This is a genomic window from Azospirillum largimobile (assembly GCF_977007025.2).
On sequence record NZ_CDRMUA020000001.1, the window covers coordinates 375231 to 391521 of the forward strand.

Consider the following 16291-nt stretch of genomic DNA (forward strand, 5'->3'; position numbering starts at 1 on the left):
GCCGCCGGAACGCCGCGCTATAGTGGCAGGCCCAACGAACAGTCGGACCCCACCGACAAAGGTGCAGGCATAAAAGGGCGCGATGAGGCTTCTCGTTTCCGATCTGACCCACCGCTATGACGATCTGACCGTCCTTGACGGCATCGACCTGACGCTGGCGGAGGGTGAAATCCTGGCCGTGATCGGCCCCAGCGGCTGCGGGAAATCGACGCTGCTTGGCATTGCCGGCGGTATCGTCGCCCCCACCTCCGGCAGCATCCGGGTGGAGGGGGAGGTGCCGGACGGCTGCCTGAACCCGATCACCTTCATCTTCCAGGACTTCGCCCTGCTGCCCTGGCGCACGGTGGAGGACAACATCGCCCTGGTGCTGGAGCATCACCCGCTCTCCACCGCCGAGCGGCGCGAGCGCATCGACAGCGGCCTGCGCCGCATGGGGCTGTCGGAGTTCCGCAAGGCCCTGCCCAAGCAGCTGTCCGGCGGCATGCGCCAGCGGGTCGGCATCGCCCGCGCGCTGGCCGTGCGTCCGGCGATGCTGCTGCTGGACGAGCCGCTGTCGGCGCTGGACGCCCAGACGCGCGAGCTTCTGATGGATGATTTCCTGGAATTGTGGCGGCGGGAGAAGACCACCGCCCTCTATGTTACCCACAATTTGGACGAGGCGCTGCGGCTGGCCGACCGTGTCTGCGTGCTGAGCCGCCGCCCCGGCCGCATCCGCGAACTGGTCACCATCGAGGAGCCGCGGGAGCGCCGGCAGGAACCGTCGGCCCAGGCCCATCTGGCCGAAGTGCGCGACCGCCTGTGGCACCTGATGAAGGCCGAAGCCCAGATGGCCGACCGGGAGATCGCCCGTGCCTGACAGCCTGAACCCGACCGCAGTTTCGACGGCCCCATCCCTGGGCCAGCCCGTCCGCTTCCGCGGTGGCGGTTTTACCGTAAAACGCCATCCCTGGGCGGCGCTGGCCGCCTTCGCCCTGCTGATCGCGATTTGGGAGGGGGCGAGCCGCCTCGGCCTCGCCAGCCCGCTGTTCCTGCCGCCGCCGAGCGCGGTAGGACGCGCGCTGGCCGGCATGGTGACCGACGGCTCGCTGTGGCTGAACCTGAAGGCGTCGCTGGCGCGCATCGCCGTCGGCTGGGTGCTGGGCACGGCGGGCGGCATGCTGGTCGGCTTCGCCATGGGCATCTTCTCCACCGCCCGCGCGGTGGGCGTGCCGCTGGTGTCGGCCTTCTTCCCGATCCCCAAGATCGCGCTTCTGCCGCTGTTCATCCTGTGGTTCGGCATCGGCGAGCCGTCGAAATTCGCCACCATCGGCTTCGGCGTCTTCTTCCCCACCGTCATCGCCACCTACAGCGCCATCGATTCCGTGCCGCGCAACCTGATCCGCATGGCACAGAGCTTCGGCCTGCCCTGGCGCTCCATTCTGCGCTCCATCGTTCTGCCGGGTGCCTTGCCGGGCATCCTGGCCGGCTTCCGCATCACCGCGTCCATCGCGCTGATCCTGGTGGTGGCGGCGGAGATGATCGGGGCGGAATACGGCATCGGCGCCTTCGTGCTGATGGCCGGCAACCTGATGCAGACCGACACGCTGCTGGCCGGCGTGCTGGTGCTGTCTCTGCTGGGGCTCGCTATCGGCACCGTGCTGTCGCAGCTTGAACGGCGCCTGCTGAACTGGCGTTGACCGGCTTTTTCCCAAGAAACCTGAACATCCATCGGGAGGATTTCCGTCCATGACCGCCGCCATGACCGTGGCCCGCCTCACCCGGCGCGCCGTGATCGCCACTGCCGGCGCGGCTTTCGCCGCCGGCACCCTGATGTCCGCCGCGCTGGCGCAACCGCTGGAGAAGGCGACGGTCGGCGTGCTGGCGCTGTCCTCCTCCGGCCCGATCTTCATTGCCAAGGCGAAGGGCTATTTCGAGAAGGAAGGGTTGGACGTCGAACTGAAGATGTTCACCTCGGCCCAGCAGGTGCCGGTCGCGGTGACCTCGGGCGATGCAGATTTCGGCGTGACCGGCCTGACCGCCGGCTTCTACAACCTCGCCTCCAAGGGCGCCGTCACCATCATCGCGGCGCAGAGCCGCGACGAGCCGGGCTTCCCCCTCAGCGCCTATGTGGCGACCAACGCCGCCCATGACGCCGGGCTGAAGGCGCCGGCCGACCTGAAGGGCAAGCGCATCGCCATCACCACCGTCGGCTCGACCTTCCACTACATGATCGGACTGCTGGCGCAGAAGCACGGCTTCACGGTCAAGGACGTGACGATGGTACCGCTGCAGGACGTGCCGAAGATGGTCGCCGCCTTCAAGGGCGGGCAGGTCGATGCCGTCATCGCGCCGTCCACCGTGTCGCGGCAGCTGGTGGCCGACGGCGCCGGCAAGATCCTGGGCTGGGTCGGCGACGAGACGCCCTGGCAGCTGGGCGCCCTGTTCACGTCGCCGAAGACGATGAAGGACCGTCGTCCGCTGGTGGAGAAGTTCATGCGCGCCTACAAGACGGCGCTGGCCGAATACCACGCCGCCTTCAATGGCAAGGACGCCTCTGGCGCTCTGGTGAAGGGCCCCGGCTATGACGAGTTGCTGACCATCATCGCCGACGCCACCAAGCAGAAGCCGGACATCGTCGCCGCCGGCCTGCCCTATGTCGACCCGCAGGCCCGCCTGCTGGTGGACGACATCGTCAACCAGGTGAAGTTCTGGCAGTCGGAGGGGCAGGTCGACAAGGCGCTGGACCCGAAGTCGGTAATGGATCTCAGCGTCGCCGGGCAGTGACATTCCCTCTCCCGGGGCGGGAGAGGGCTTTAAACAGCCAGATACGCCGCCCTCACCCCAGCATCGGCCATCAACTCCGTCATCGTGCCGGTCCAGCGCAGGCGGCCGGTTTCGATGACGCAGGCGCGGTCGGCGACGGCGGAGGCGAAGGACAGGCTCTGTTCGGACAGCAGGACCGACAGCCCCTCCGCCTTCAGGCGCCGCACCGCCTCGGCCATCTGCTTGACGATCAGCGGCGCCAACCCCTCCGACGGTTCGTCGAGCAGAAGCAGCGACGGGTTGCCCATCAGCGTGCGGGCGAGCGTCAGCATCTGCTGTTCGCCGCCGCTCATCCGGGTGCCGCGGCGGCCGCGCATCTCCGCGAGGTTAGGGAACAGCTCGAATAGCTTTTCCGGCGTCCAGGCGGGAACACCGGGGCGGGGCGGCTGGCGGCCGACCTCCAGGTTTTCCTCCACCGTCAGGTCGGCGAAGATGCGGCGGTCCTCCGGCACATAGCCGACGCCGAGACGGGCGATGCGGTGGGCGGGCAGGGCGGACAGGTCGCGTCCGTCGAAGCGCAGGCTCGCGGCGCGCCGCTCCACCAACCCCATGATCGCCTTCAGCGTGGTGGTCTTTCCGGCACCGTTGCGGCCCATCAGCGCCACCACCTCCCCACGGCCGACCGTCAGGGCGATGCCGTCGAGGATATGGGCGCGGCCGTACCAGGCCTGGAGGCCGTCCACCGTCAGCAGGGGTTCGCTCACGCCTCGCCTCCCAGATAGACGGATTGAACCCGCGGGTCGGCGCGCACCTGATCGGGCGAGCCTTCCGCGATCAGCCGGCCGCGGTCGAGCACCAGCACGCGGGTGGCGTGGCCGAAGACGACGTCCATGTCATGTTCGGTGAACAGCACGGCGAGCCCGCGCTCGCGCACCAACTCCGCCGTCAGCGCCATCAGGGCGAGCCGTTCGGCCGGGGCCATGCCGGCGGTCGGCTCGTCCATCAGCAGGACGGTCGGCTCGCTCGCCAGCGCCATCGCCAGCTCGACCCGCTTGACGTCGCCATAGGCCAGCACGCCGCAGGGGCGGTCGGCTTGGGCGGCCATGCCCACGCGGTCCAGCAGGGCCAGCGCCGGCTCGCGGAACTGGGCGGTGGCCGGACGCCACAGGCCGAACAGCCGGCGGGCGCGCGACAGCAGCACCATCTGCACATTCTCCGCCACCGTCATCGAGGCGAATGTCGCGGTGATCTGGAAGGTGCGCCCGACGCCCAGCGCCCAGATGCGCCGCGGCGGCAGCCCAACCAGCTCCGTCCCGTCCAGCTTGACCGAGCCCGAGTCGGGCCGCAACTGGCCGTTCAGCAGGTTGAAGCAGGTGCTCTTGCCGGCCCCGTTCGGGCCGATCAGCGCCAGCAGGTCGCCGGAGCGCAGGGTGAAGGACACGCCGCCCACCGCCTGCACCCCGCCGAAGGAGCGCTGCAGGTCGCGCACCACCAGCTCGCTCATGCCCGCCTCCGCCCAAATTTCGAACGCAGGCCGGACAGGAAGCCGACGATCCCCTTGGGGAAGACCAGCACCAGCGCGACGATGATCAGGCCCAGCGCCAGCCGCCACCAGTCGGTCATGCTCATCACCTGGGCCTCCAGCAGGTGGAAGGCCACCGCGCCGGCCAGCGGCCCGGCGACGGTCTGGATTCCGCCCATCAGCACCATCACCAGCGCGTCGACCGATTGCGGCACCGCCAGCAAGGTGGGAAAGACGCTGCCCTTGGCGAAGGCATAGAGCCCGCCGGCCAGACCTGCCGCCGTGCCGGCCAGAACGAAGGCCATCCATTGGAAGCGGCGCACGTCGATGCCCACCGATTCGGCGCGCAGGCCCGAGTCGCGCCCGGCCCGCAACGCATAGCCGAAGGGGGCGAAGGCCGCCCGGCGCAGCAGCCACAGCGCCCCGCCGCACAATGCCAGAGTCAGCCAGTAATAGGCCGCCTTGCCCGCCGCCCAGGCCGACGGCCAGACGCCGAGGATGCCGTTGTCGCCGCCGGTCACCGCATACCATTGGAAGGCGATCGACCAGACGATCTGGGCGAAGGCCAGCGTCAGCATGGCGAAATACAGCCCCGACCGCCGGACGCAAAACCAGCCCGCCACCAGCGCCCCCAGCCCGGCCAGCACCGGCGCGCCGGCCAGCGCCAGCGGCATCGGCGCGCCCAGATGCTTGACCAGCAGGGCCGATCCATAGGCGCCCAGTCCGAACCATGCCGCATGGCCGAAGGATACCAGTCCGCCCAGCCCGATCAGCAGATGCAGGCTGGCGGCGAACAGGGCGAGGATCACCACCTCGGTCAGCAGGATCAGCGCGTAATCGCCGGCGACCAGCGGTGCCGCGGCCATGACCGCCAGCAGGGCCAGTGCCCAAACGCCGGCATGGCGACCGGCCGACAGCGGAACGGTGACGGCGGCGGGTGCGGTCGGTGGCGTTTCCTCCGCCCGGCCGAGCAGGCCATGCGGGCGCAGCACCAGAACCACCGCCATGAACAGGAAGACCAGCACCAGCGTGATCTGCGGGAAGACCAGGATGCCGAAGGCCTGCAACTGTCCGATCAGCAGCGAGGCGAGGAAGGCGCCGGTCAGGCTGCCCATGCCGCCGACCACCACGACGACGAAGGCCTCGACCACGATCGCCATGTCCATATGCAGGGTCACCGCCTCGCGCGGGACCTGCAGCGCGCCGCCCAGCCCGGCCAGCGCGCAGCCGAGGAACAGCACGCCCGTGAACAGCCGCGCCGGATCGACGCCCAAGGCACTGGTCATCTCGCGGTCCTGCGTCGCCGCGCGCACCAGCGTGCCCCAGCGGGTGCGGTTGAACAGCAGCCACAACAGCCCCAGCACCAGCGGCCCGAGACCGATCAGCACGAGGTCGTAGAGTGGGAAGGGCTGATCCAGGATGTCGACGGAGCCCCTCAGCCCCGGCGCGCGGCGGCCCAGCAGATCCTCCGGCCCCCAGGCCCAGGCGGTCAGGTCCTGCACCACCAGCACGACGCCGAAGGTGCCCAGCAGCTGGAACAGCTCCGGCGAGCGGTAGAGCCGGCGCAGCAGGCCGATTTCCATTGCGGCGCCCAGCACGCCCATCATCAGCGCCGCAACGGCGACCGAGCCCCAGAAGCCGGCCGGCGTGCCGCCGAACCGCTCGATCAGCGACCAGCCGGAATAGGCGCCGACCATGTAGAAGGAGCCGTGCGCGAAATTCACGATCCGCGTCACGCCGAACACGATGGTCAGCCCCGACGACACCAGGAACAGCGTCGCCGCGGTCGCGAGCCCGCTGAGGGCCTGGACGAGGAGGAAGGACATGTATTCGTCGTTTCGGTGCGGACTCTTGCCCCCTCCCCAACCCTCCCCCTCTTCGAGGGAGAGGGAGTCAGTTGCAGAGCGGCGGCAGTTCCCTCTCCCACCGAAGGTGGGGGAGGGTTAGGGAGGGGGCAATCGAAGAAGGAGGGAGCACTCGAAGCCCGGCGCCTTACTCCGCCGGCCGCATCTTGCGCACGGCCTCGTCCGGCGGCAGGTAGTTGGCGCCGTCGGCGTAACGCCAGTCCTTCATGGTGCCGCGGCCGTCCTTGACGGTGGTGGTGCCGACATAGGCGCCCATGGTCGCCTGATGGTCGGACGCGCGGAAGGTCACCGGGCCGAAGGGGCTGTCGATGGTCAGGCCGGCCAGCGCATCGACGATCGGTTCCGCGTTGGCGGACTTGGCCTTGGTGATCGCGGCGGCGATCGCCTTCATGGTGGTGTAGCCGACGACGGAACCCTGCTTGGGCGAGTCCTTGAACCGCGCGGTGTAGGCGGCGACGAAGGCCTTGTGGGCGGGGGTGTCGATCTGGTCCCAGGGATAGCCGGTGACGATCCAGCCTTCCGGCGCCTCGTCCTTCATCGGCTCCAGATATTCCGGCTCGCCGGTCAGTAGGCTGACGACCTTGCGGTTGCGGAACAGGCCGCGGCCCTCGCCCTCGCGCACCAGCTTGGCGAGATCGGCGCCGAAGGTGACGTTGAAGATCGCCTCCGGGTTGGCGGCGGCCAGCGCCTGCACGGTCGGGCCGGCCTCCAGCTTGCCCTGGGCCGGCCACTGCTCCGCCACGAACTCCACGTCCGGGCGCTTCTCCTTCAGCAGCTGCTTGAACCACGCCACCGCCGACTGGCCGTATTCGTAGTTGGGGGCGACGGTGGCCCAGCGCCTGGCCGGCAGCTTCGCTGCCTCCTCCACCAGCATCGCCGCCTGCATGTAGGTGCTGGGGCGCAGGCGGAAGGTGTAGCGGTTGCCCTTCGACCAGGTGATGGCGTCGGTCAGCGGTTCCGCTGCGACGAAGGGCATCTTGTTGCGCGCGGCAAAATCGGCCACGGCCAGCCCGATGTGGGAGAAATAGGTGCCGGCCAGCACGTCCACTGCCTCGTTCGTCACCAGCTCCTGCGCGACGCGGACCGCGTCGTCGGGCTTGCCGGCGTCGTCGCGGGAGACGACCTGCAATTCACAGCAGCCGATCACGCCGCCCTGGGCGTTGATCTCCTCCAGCGCCAGCTGCCAGCCCTGGCGGTAGGGAATGGTGAAGGCGGGCAGGCCGGTATAGCTGTTGATCTCGCCCACCCGCACCGGCGCGCCGGAGAACGTCACCGGCCCTTTCGCCGACTGCGCCGCGGCGGGAGCGGCCGTCAGGCCGATGCCGGCCAGCGTGGAGGCGATGGTTGCGAAGGACACGGCGGCGAACAGAGCGGCCGGGAGAAGGGGCTTCGCCAGCGGCGAGGCGGTCGGGCGGCGGTGCTTCATCCTGCGGGAACCCCGGTTCGTGAGAGACCAGCGGCGTGTCCGGGTCGCGGTGCGACGCAACACACCGCGTTCATAGCAAACCCCGCGCAAAAGTCACCGACTGATCGGGTGTTTTCCCGCGTCCACGCCCGATTCGCAGTCCGGCGGATGCCGCCCGCGTCACATCAGCCGGACCAGCAGCGCCATGAATTGCACTCTTTCCTCCTCGGACAGAGGTTCCAGCGTGCGTTCGTGGGCGGCGGCGGCATTCGCCATCAGGTCGATGACCAACGCCTGCCCGATCCGCGTCAGGCTGACGCTGGTGCGGCGGCGGTCCTGCGGGTCGGGGTGGCGTTCGACCAGGTTGCGCTCCACCAGCCGCAGGATCACGCCCTGGGTGGTCGCCGGATCCATGTAGGTCAGCCGGCCGAGCTGGTTCTGCGACAGCGCACCCTCGGCATACAGGGTGGCCAGCGCCGCCCATTGCGTGGGCGTCAGCAGCGAATCGCCGATCAGATCGATGAAGATGGCCGAGGCGCGTTGGTGCGCACGCCGGAGGCGGTGGTGAACCTGGCCGGCCAACTGGTAGTCGTCGGGAGGCAGTCGTCCGAAGTCGTCCATGGCAACGGGCCCGTGGTTCGCGCCCGCCTTCGGTCCGGGGCGAAGGCTGGGGCGGGCACGGACCGCCGCTCCCGGCTGCGTGGGCAGGGATGGCGCGGCGTTTGCCGCCTGTCGCCATCCGATGCGTCCATTATGCGTTCCTCATGGAAAGCGTAGGGAAGACAATGACCGCAGAGCAACCTTCGCGGATGCGTCATAGAGCCACAGCAATGCATCCGTCATGATGCGAGCAACAAAAGAAGGCCCAAGAGTCCGAAAGGAAGCCATGCGTCGATGACGCGGCAAGTTCCGGCGGTTGCGATGCCGGAACAGATCGTTTGCCGAGGCTGCCCGTGCCCGCGGCCTATCCTTGTCAGGCGCTCGACTGTTCCGAGGCTTCTCTTTCTCAGGGGCTCCGCTTGGGCGGATAGGTGTCGGGCGGGGCGGTCTTCTCGTCGGGGCTTTCCGCGCCCTCGCCCGTCGGGGGCGTTACGCCGCCCGGCGTGTAGGGCGGGGTGGTGGCGTCGGGCGGGCGCTTGGTGGAACGTGGCGGGGGCGGGGTGTCGAGTCGGCGTGTCATGAGGCACCTTTCCTGATCAGGATTCGCCATGAACAACCCGATGCCGGCCGGCCGGTTCCAAACAGGTGCCCCCCGGTATGACCAGTCCAGCCGAAGCCGGCTATGACCTTCATCTTAGGACCATTTGAAAAACGCGGTGGAATCAAGCGGGTCACTGCCGAGGCTGTTCTCGGCCGACTGCGAGCTTTTGTTGCGGCCACACCACAGGACGATGCAAAAGCGGTGTGGCGCGGGCTTCACTGTTGCATGGCAAGCACGCCTTGTTGTGTCTTTGCCGAGGATGTGTCCGCATCCGGTCCCGACAAAGGACGGCGGCCGGGCACTCCCACGAAGGAGCCGGAATCCCGGCCCAGTGAGCCGACCGAACCCAGCCAAGCGCGGTGACTCCATGAAGACCAGCACCCTTTCCCTTCTCGCCCTCGCTCTCGCGTCGACCGGGCTGACGTCGCTTCCCGCCGCCGCCCAGGATGACCTGCAGCGTGGCGAAACCGTGCTGGAGCGTCGCCGGCCGGAGGTCGAGCAGCTCGGCCTGCGCGCGGGCTCCTTCCTGTTCCTGCCGCGGGTGGAAGCGGGCGCCACCTACGACACGAACGTCTACGCCACCCGCGACAACCACCAGGACGACATCATCTGGACCGTCCGTCCGCGGGTCGACATCAAGTCCGACTTCGCCGCCCACGCGCTGAACTTCTCGGCCTCCGCCGATGCCGGCCGGTACCGCGAAAATTCCAGCGAGAACTATACCGACTATGCCCTGCAGGCGGCTGGCCGGTTCGACGTGAACAAGGGCGGTGCGCTGGACGGCCAGTTGTTCCATCGCCGCAACCACGAAGGCCGCGGCGACATCAACAGCCTGTCGGGCTATACGGAGCCGGTGGTCTACCGCACCAGCGGCGGCGAGGCCGGCTACACCCAGCGCTTCAACCGCCTGCGCGCCCGCCTGTCCGGCTCCGCCCAGTACAGCGAGTATGACGACGTCGGCGTGATCGGCGGCGGCATCGCGCGCCAGGAAGACCGCGACCGCTGGGAATACGGCACGGTCGGCCGCGTCGGCTACGAGTTCATCGAGGGCTACGAGGCCTTCGTCCAGGGCACCTATTCCTGGACCCGTCACAAGAACGACCGCGACGCTTTCGGCCTCGACCGCGACTCGGACGGCTACGAGGTGGTCGGCGGTCTCGCCACCGACTTGACCGGCCTGATCACCGGCGAGGTCTTCGCCGGCTATCTGGTCCGCAACTACAAGGATTCGCGGCTGGAGGACTTCAGCGGCCTGTCCTTCGGCGGGCGCCTGAACTGGGCGGTCACGCAGCTGACCGCCGTCAGCGCCACCGCCAGCCGCCAGGTCCGCGAGACCACGGCCAGCCCGGGCTTCGGCACCGCGTCCAGCTACACCCGCACCGTCCTCGCCTTGGGCGTGGACCACGAACTGCTGCGCACCCTGGTGCTGAACGGCCGCCTGCAGTACCGCCAGGACGATTTCAACGGCAACGACCGCAACGACAAGGTCTATACGGCCGGCGTCGGCGGCACCTACCAGATGAACCGCTACCTGTTCATGACCGGCGGCTACACCTATGAAAAGCGCAGCTCCAACGTGAGCGCCGCCGAATACAGCGACAACCTGATCTACCTGCGTCTCGGCGCGCAGATGTAATCCAGCGGTTCTAGGCCCGCCGACCGGCGAAGTCTGGCCGAAGGGCTTAAAGGTTCCGCTGAACAGTACAGGGCGTCCGTCCTATGACGGGCGCCCTTTTCTTATGCCTGTTTTTGTTATCGTGGGCGATGTACTGGAGAGATCCGAACGCGGTAATTCCTCTCCACTTTTTCCCAAGCGCTTGCGAGTTGCTAGTCTCCACCCGAATTCAGGTGCGTGACCAAGGGGCGCCACCGCAAGGCGGCCGGCGAATGGGACGGGTTCTCGGAACCGTACCATCGTGCCGGACCGGGCGCTGCGGCAGGCACCCACCAGCCAGGGAAAGGGTTTAGGGATGAATCGACGTCATGTGATCCGTGCGCTGGGCCAGGGGATCGGATTGACTGCGCTCGCCGTCGCCATGGTCGGCTGCGCCGGCAACGACGCGCCGTTGGAAACCGCCAGTGTCGGCCAGATTAGCGAATACCGTCTGGGTGCCGGCGACGCGCTGCGCGTCATCGTCTTCGGCGAGGAGCAACTGTCCGGCGAGTTCCGCGTCGACGGCACCGGCAAGGTCGCCATGCCGCTGATCGGCGAGGTCTCGGCCAAGGACCGCAGCACCCGCGATCTGGAGAAGGAGATCTCCACCCGTCTGTCCGCCGGCTACGTGAAGGACCCGAAGGTCAGCGTCGAGGTGCTGAACCACCGTCCCTTCTTCATCCTGGGCGAAGTGCGCAATCCCGGCCAGTACCAGTATGTCAACGGCATGACCGCCCTGTCGGCGGTGGCGATGGCCGGCGGCTACACCTATCGCGCCAAGGAGGATTACGTCCTGATCACCCGCGGCGCCGATCCCAAGAAGGAAATCCGCCGGGCGCCGATCACCACCTCGGTGATGCCGGACGACGTGGTCCGCGTGCCGGAGCGCTATTTCTGAGCCCAGGATTTCAGCCTGGGAAATTCGAGCCCAGGCATCGCCAGGGCGACCAACGGAAAGCCCGGCCGGGAGGATGTCCCGGCCGGGCTTTCTGCTGTCCGGCGATAGCCGGCGGTGGCGATCAGGTGTCCAGCGTATCGCCGCCCTTCTTCTGTCCCGACGGCATGCGTTGGTTCGGGGGAACCACCGGATCGCGCGAGATGCCGTGCGGCGGGGTGGTGCCGGCGGCCTCGTCGTCGGTGCCGAGCGGTGCGGCGGCGGGGTCGGTGGCCGGGACCTTGTCACCGGTCAACCCGCGGTCGATGTCCGCGCGCATCCGGTTGGCCTCCGCGCTGGGCGTGGTGGGCGTGTCACGGCCCGACTCGGGACGCTGGGGCTTGGTCATGGTCGGCCTTTCGCACAAGCTGTGAGGGGCGTTCTGTCGCCTCCTCCAACCGCCGCCGCCTGCCGAGGGTTCCCCGGTGCGACGATCTGCGACCCTGCGGCCAATTTCAGGGGAGTTCCCGATGAAGGACGCGGGCTGGCGTCCTGTTCGCTCTTGCAACCCCTACCACGGCCGCCGCTCCGCTCGGCTTCCGATGGCGTCGTCGCTGCGGGGAGGAGAAGGGTGAAAGAGCCCGCGCGGTGGTGCCGGATACAGGAATCGAACCCGTGACCTTCTGATTACAAATCAGCTGCTCTACCAGCTGAGCTAATCCGGCGCACCCGACGCTTGCGGGACGCACACCTTAGCGTCCCTTTTCCGCGTAAACAAGCACTTGCCCGTGTTCGCGCGCGATGACACTCACTCGCGCAGGCGGGCCACCTCGTAGAGGGCGACGGCGGCGGCGTTGGATACGTTCAGGCTGCCGACCGGACCGCCCGTGGGCAGACGGGCGATGGTGTCGCAGCGATCCATGGTCAGGCGACGCAGGCCGCTGCCCTCCGCCCCCATCACCAGCACCGTCTTGCCGGTCAGATTCAACTTCGCCAGAGTCGATGCGCCCGACTCGGCGAGACCCACCGCCCAGAAGCCGTTCTGCTGCAGATCGGTCAGTGCGCGGGCCAGGTTGGTGACGCGGACCAGCGGCACCGCCTCCAGGGCGCCCGACGCGCTCTTCGCCAGCACGCCGGTGGTCTCCGGCGCGTGACGTTCGGTCACCACCACCGCGCGGGCTCCGAAGGCGGCGGCGGAGCGCAGGATGGCGCCGACATTGTGCGGGTCGGTCACCTGATCGAGCGCGACGATCACCGCCGACGGCTCATCCGCCAATTCGTTGCAGAGATCCTCGATCCCAAGCTCCGGCAGGGGGGAGGTGTCGATCACCATCCCCTGGTGAACGGCGCCGGCCGGCAGCATGCGGTCCAGTTCCGTCCGGTCGACGATCGACGCCTCGGGCCGCTGCAGTCCCTGGGCGCGCGCGGCGGCGACGGCGGGCTCCAGCGCCGCCCGGCCGGATTCGGTGGCCAGCAGCCGGTGGATGCGCCGCTCGGGGTTGGTCCAAGCCGCGGCGACCGGATGCAAGCCATAGAGAAGGACCCCGCGCGCGGACGGCGGGCGGTTGCCTTTCGACCCGCCGCGACGGCTGCGCGCACCCTCGTCCGCTTGCTCCTGCCGCGGAGCGGTCGCCCGCGGGGTACCCGCGGCGTGGACGGAATGCTTGTCGGACTGGCGGCCGGAACCCGGATGTTTTGAGCGCGTCATGGTACCCACGAAGGAGGGGAGGGGGCCGCCGGAAACAGCGGCCGAATTTTTTCTGGTGTGAACCGCTTAACCCGTGTTGACAAGGTCTGAAAAATTCGCATATTGCCGAACTCCGCGGCGGGCACTGCCAGGCTGCGGATTGGAAGGGTGGCCGAGTGGTTAAAGGCAGCAGACTGTAAATCTGCCCGCGTACGCGTACGCTGGTTCGAATCCAGCCCCTTCCACCACTACTTTCCACGGCTTGTCCGTGATCGCGTTTGCCCCGGACGGTCGCGCCGGCGGGATGCTTAGGCGGGTGTAGCTCAATGGTAGAGCAGAAGCCTTCCAAGCTTACGACGGGGGTTCGATTCCCCTCACCCGCTCCAATCCCGCGTGCGCCACGGAAAACCGATCTCGGCCGGGCCATTGTGTGCGTCCGGAACGTCGGGAACGAAAGACCAAAGCGATGGCGAAGGCAAAGTTTGAGCGGAACAAGCCGCACTGCAACGTTGGCACGATCGGCCACGTCGACCACGGCAAGACGTCGCTGACGGCGGCGATCACGAAGGTGCTGGCGGAGTCCGGCGGCGCCACCTTCACCGCTTACGACCAGATCGACAAGGCGCCGGAAGAGAAGGCGCGCGGCATCACGATCTCGACCGCCCACGTCGAGTACGAGACGACCAACCGCCACTACGCGCACGTCGACTGCCCGGGCCACGCCGACTACGTGAAGAACATGATCACGGGCGCTGCCCAGATGGACGGCGCGATCCTGGTCGTGTCGGCCGCCGACGGCCCGATGCCGCAGACCCGCGAGCACATCCTGCTGGCGCGCCAGGTCGGCGTTCCGGCGCTGGTGGTGTTCATGAACAAGGTCGACATGGTCGACGATCCGGAGCTGCTGGAGCTGGTCGAGCTGGAAGTTCGCGAGCTGCTGTCCTCCTACCAGTTCCCGGGCGACGACATTCCGATCACCAAGGGCTCGGCTCTGTGCGCCCTGGAAGACCGTCAGCCGGAGATCGGCCGCGACGCCGTGCTGGCGCTGATGAAGACGGTCGACGAGTACATCCCGCAGCCGGAGCGTCCGAAGGACCGTCCGTTCCTGATGCCGATCGAAGACGTGTTCTCGATCTCGGGCCGCGGCACCGTGGTGACCGGCCGTGTCGAGCGCGGCATCGTGAAGGTTGGTGACGAAGTCGAGATCGTCGGCCTGAAGGCCACGGTGAAGACGACGGTCACCGGCGTCGAGATGTTCCGCAAGCTGCTCGACTCGGGTGAGGCCGGCGACAACATCGGCGCGCTGCTGCGCGGCACCAAGCGCGAGGACGTCGAGCGCGGCCAGGTTCTGGCCAAGCCGGGTTCGATCACCCCGCACACCAAGTTCAAGGCCGAAGCCTACATCCTGACGAAGGAAGAGGGCGGCCGCCACACTCCGTTCTTCACCAACTACCGTCCGCAGTTCTACTTCCGTACGACGGACGTGACGGGCATGGTCTCGCTGCCGGAAGGCGTCGAGATGGTGATGCCGGGTGACAACGTCGCCATGGAAGTGGCTCTGATCGCCCCGATCGCCATGGACGAAGGCCTGCGCTTCGCCATCCGCGAAGGCGGCCGTACCGTCGGCGCCGGCGTCGTTGCCAAGATCGTCGAGTGATGCTATAAGCCTGCCTCCCCCGTCGGGCTCCGGCTCGGCGGGGGAGTTTTATCTGCGTAACGAGTACGGTCGGGCTTCCGCAAAGCCGTTCTAAAAAGTTATTCCGAAAGTCAGGTCGAAAGGCCTTGACACCGCCGCCGAAAGAATGCTTTAAGCGGCGTCCCACGCCGAAGGGTGTGGCCGGACGGAGATAGGAGTGTAGCTCAATTGGTAGAGCACCGGTCTCCAAAACCGGGGGTTGGGGGTTCGAGCCCCTCCACTCCTGCCATCCCGTCCCAATAACGGCCGTCTCAACGACGGTTAGGGTAAAAGCGGCGCCCTTCACAGTCGCTTCGGAGCTCGCACGGTTCGCACGATGGCTAAAGTCAATCCCGCAGAATTCGCGCGCGAGGTCCGCCGCGAGGTAGCCAGGGTCACCTGGCCGACCCGCAAGGAAACCGGCATCACGACCGCCATGGTCTTCGTCATGGTCGTGCTGGCCGCCCTGTTCTTCCTCGTCGTCGATCAGGTGCTGGCGGTTGCCGTTCGCTTGATCCTTGGGCTGGGAGGCTAAGACATGGCTGCGCGCTGGTACGTCGTTCACGTCTATTCGGGTTTCGAAAAGAAGGTCGCCCAGGCCATCCGCGAAAAGGCGGCTCAGAAGGGTCTGGAAGACAAGTTCGAGGAAATCCTGGTCCCGACCGAAGAAGTGGTCGAAGTACGCCGGGGTTCCAAGATCAACACGGAGCGCAAGTTCTTCCCCGGCTACGTCCTCGTCAAGATGGACCTGACCGACGAATCCTGGTCGCTGGTGAAGAACACGCCGAAGGTTACGGACTTCCTGGGTGGCGGCGGCAAGCCGCAGCCGATTTCCCAGCGCGAGGCCGAGCGGATCATCCATCAGGTGCAGGAAGGCTTTGAGCGCCCCAAGCCCTCGATCACCTTCGAGGTGGGCGAGCAGGTTCGAGTGAGCGACGGCCCCTTCACCTCGTTCAATGGCGTCGTCGAGGAAGTCGACGAAGAGAAGTCCCGCCTCAAGGTGGCGGTTTCGATCTTCGGCCGCTCCACGCCGGTCGAGTTGGAATACACGCAGGTCGAAAAGATCTGAGCGCAAGGTTCCAAAGTGTTTCGTGTCGGAGCTGCCGGTGCTTGCATCGGTGGCTCCATTCTGTTGCGGGAGGCTCGCCATGGCCGAACCGCAAAACCCCGCGACGCAGCGCCGGGCCAGCCGGTCGAGAGCGTGACGCGTCGTCCCAGGAGGTTGTGAGATGGCGAAGAAAATCGTCGGTTACATCAAGCTGCAGGTCCCGGCCGGCAAGGCCAACCCGTCGCCGCCCATCGGCCCGGCGCTGGGTCAGCGCGGCCTGAACATCATGGAATTCTGCAAGGCGTTCAACGCCAAGACGGCGGACCTGGAAGTCGGCATGCCGATTCCGGTGGTCATCACCGCCTATGGCGACCGCACCTTCACCTTCGTGACCAAGACCCCGCCGGTCAGCTACTTCCTCAAGAAGGCTTCGGGCAAGGACAAGGGTTCGACGACCCCCGGCAAGGGCGGTTTCGTCGGCCAGGTCACGACCTCGCAGATCCGCGAGATCGCCCAGAAGAAGATGGTCGACCTGAACGCGCACGACGTCGACGCCGCCGCGACGATGATCGCCGGTTCCGCCCGCTCGATGGGCCTCGAAGTGGTGGAGGGCTGATC

At 67.5% G+C, this 16291-nt stretch carries 17 protein-coding genes and 4 tRNA genes; 12 read left to right on the forward strand and 9 right to left on the reverse strand.

Annotated features, from left to right (window positions below; translation table 11 throughout):
- Positions 1-82 precede the first annotated feature (82 nt).
- The 3 genes from ACWPKK_RS01740 to ACWPKK_RS01750 are packed head-to-tail and all read left to right on the forward strand — an operon-like array spanning position 83 to position 2763.
- Positions 83-856, forward strand: a complete 774-nt coding sequence (locus tag ACWPKK_RS01740; protein WP_310114915.1) for an ABC transporter ATP-binding protein — start codon at positions 83-85, stop codon at positions 854-856.
- Positions 849-1676 carry an ABC transporter permease gene (locus ACWPKK_RS01745; protein WP_452000665.1) on the forward strand — a complete coding sequence of 276 codons (828 nt, stop codon included), beginning with the start codon at positions 849-851 and terminating at the stop codon, positions 1674-1676. The genes ACWPKK_RS01740 and ACWPKK_RS01745 overlap by 8 nt, the downstream gene beginning before the upstream one ends.
- A 49-nt stretch (positions 1677-1725) precedes the next feature.
- Complete coding sequence (locus tag ACWPKK_RS01750) at positions 1726-2763, forward strand: ABC transporter substrate-binding protein (protein WP_452000667.1); 1038 nt, start codon at positions 1726-1728, stop codon at positions 2761-2763.
- Between the two features lie 29 nt (positions 2764-2792).
- On the opposite strand, the gene ACWPKK_RS01755 is transcribed toward ACWPKK_RS01750, so the two are convergent.
- The 6 genes from ACWPKK_RS01755 to ACWPKK_RS01780 form a co-directional block, all read right to left on the reverse strand.
- The gene (locus ACWPKK_RS01755) at positions 2793-3506 is read right to left on the reverse strand and encodes an ABC transporter ATP-binding protein (protein WP_452000669.1); all 714 of its coding nucleotides are present in this window, start codon (positions 3504-3506) and stop codon (positions 2793-2795) included.
- Positions 3503-4246 (reverse strand): ABC transporter ATP-binding protein, encoded by a 744-nt coding sequence (locus ACWPKK_RS01760; protein WP_452000671.1) that lies wholly within the window; start codon positions 4244-4246, stop codon positions 3503-3505. Before ACWPKK_RS01760 ends, ACWPKK_RS01755 begins: the two co-directional genes overlap by 4 nt.
- Entirely contained in the window at positions 4243-6090 is a 1848-nt protein-coding gene (locus tag ACWPKK_RS01765; RefSeq protein ID WP_452000672.1) for an ABC transporter permease, read from the reverse strand. The genes ACWPKK_RS01760 and ACWPKK_RS01765 overlap by 4 nt, the downstream gene beginning before the upstream one ends.
- A gap of 166 nt (positions 6091-6256) precedes the next feature.
- The gene (locus tag ACWPKK_RS01770; RefSeq protein WP_452000674.1) at positions 6257-7555 is read right to left on the reverse strand and encodes an ABC transporter substrate-binding protein; all 1299 of its coding nucleotides are present in this window, start codon (positions 7553-7555) and stop codon (positions 6257-6259) included.
- A gap of 159 nt (positions 7556-7714) precedes the next feature.
- Positions 7715-8155, reverse strand: a complete 441-nt coding sequence (locus ACWPKK_RS01775; protein WP_324870208.1) for a MarR family winged helix-turn-helix transcriptional regulator — start codon at positions 8153-8155, stop codon at positions 7715-7717.
- 385 nt (positions 8156-8540) lie between these two features.
- Entirely contained in the window at positions 8541-8714 is a 174-nt protein-coding gene (locus ACWPKK_RS01780; protein WP_452000677.1) for a hypothetical protein, read from the reverse strand.
- 388 nt (positions 8715-9102) lie between these two features.
- Here ACWPKK_RS01780 and ACWPKK_RS01785 point away from each other — a divergent pair, with 388 nt between their 5' ends.
- Together ACWPKK_RS01785 and ACWPKK_RS01790 are read left to right on the forward strand one after the other, a co-directional pair.
- Positions 9103-10371, forward strand: a complete 1269-nt coding sequence (locus ACWPKK_RS01785; protein WP_452000679.1) for an outer membrane beta-barrel protein — start codon at positions 9103-9105, stop codon at positions 10369-10371.
- A gap of 334 nt (positions 10372-10705) precedes the next feature.
- Positions 10706-11287, forward strand: a complete 582-nt coding sequence (locus ACWPKK_RS01790; protein WP_324870205.1) for a polysaccharide biosynthesis/export family protein — start codon at positions 10706-10708, stop codon at positions 11285-11287.
- Between the two features lie 121 nt (positions 11288-11408).
- Here ACWPKK_RS01790 and ACWPKK_RS01795 read toward each other — a convergent pair whose 3' ends face one another.
- The 3 genes from ACWPKK_RS01795 to rlmB all read right to left on the reverse strand — a co-directional run bounded on the left by ACWPKK_RS01795 (position 11409) and on the right by rlmB (position 12971).
- Positions 11409-11672 (reverse strand): hypothetical protein, encoded by a 264-nt coding sequence (locus ACWPKK_RS01795; RefSeq protein ID WP_014246867.1) that lies wholly within the window; start codon positions 11670-11672, stop codon positions 11409-11411.
- Positions 11673-11912: 240 nt separating this feature from the next.
- A tRNA-Thr gene (locus ACWPKK_RS01800) sits at positions 11913-11988 on the reverse strand.
- An 83-nt stretch (positions 11989-12071) separates the two neighbouring features.
- Positions 12072-12971: a 23S rRNA (guanosine(2251)-2'-O)-methyltransferase RlmB gene (rlmB, locus tag ACWPKK_RS01805; protein ID WP_452000681.1), complete on the reverse strand. Its 900-nt coding sequence runs from the start codon at positions 12969-12971 to the stop codon at positions 12072-12074.
- Between the two features lie 141 nt (positions 12972-13112).
- Between rlmB and ACWPKK_RS01810 the strand changes: the two genes are divergently transcribed.
- The 7 genes from ACWPKK_RS01810 to rplK all read left to right on the forward strand — a co-directional run bounded on the left by ACWPKK_RS01810 (position 13113) and on the right by rplK (position 16289).
- Positions 13113-13198, forward strand: a tRNA-Tyr gene (locus ACWPKK_RS01810).
- Between the two features lie 64 nt (positions 13199-13262).
- A tRNA-Gly gene (locus ACWPKK_RS01815) sits at positions 13263-13336 on the forward strand.
- 80 nt (positions 13337-13416) lie between these two features.
- The gene (tuf, locus tag ACWPKK_RS01820) at positions 13417-14607 is read left to right on the forward strand and encodes an elongation factor Tu (protein WP_014246875.1); all 1191 of its coding nucleotides are present in this window, start codon (positions 13417-13419) and stop codon (positions 14605-14607) included.
- A gap of 192 nt (positions 14608-14799) precedes the next feature.
- A tRNA-Trp gene (locus ACWPKK_RS01825) sits at positions 14800-14875 on the forward strand.
- An 87-nt stretch (positions 14876-14962) separates the two neighbouring features.
- Positions 14963-15160 carry a preprotein translocase subunit SecE gene (secE, locus tag ACWPKK_RS01830; protein WP_014246876.1) on the forward strand — a complete coding sequence of 66 codons (198 nt, stop codon included), beginning with the start codon at positions 14963-14965 and terminating at the stop codon, positions 15158-15160.
- A gap of 3 nt (positions 15161-15163) precedes the next feature.
- A complete protein-coding gene (gene nusG / locus ACWPKK_RS01835; protein WP_014246877.1) occupies positions 15164-15694 on the forward strand; it encodes a transcription termination/antitermination protein NusG in 531 nt (176 codons plus the stop codon).
- Positions 15695-15854: 160 nt separating this feature from the next.
- Positions 15855-16289 carry a 50S ribosomal protein L11 gene (rplK, locus tag ACWPKK_RS01840; protein ID WP_014246878.1) on the forward strand — a complete coding sequence of 145 codons (435 nt, stop codon included), beginning with the start codon at positions 15855-15857 and terminating at the stop codon, positions 16287-16289.
- Positions 16290-16291 lie beyond the last annotated feature (2 nt).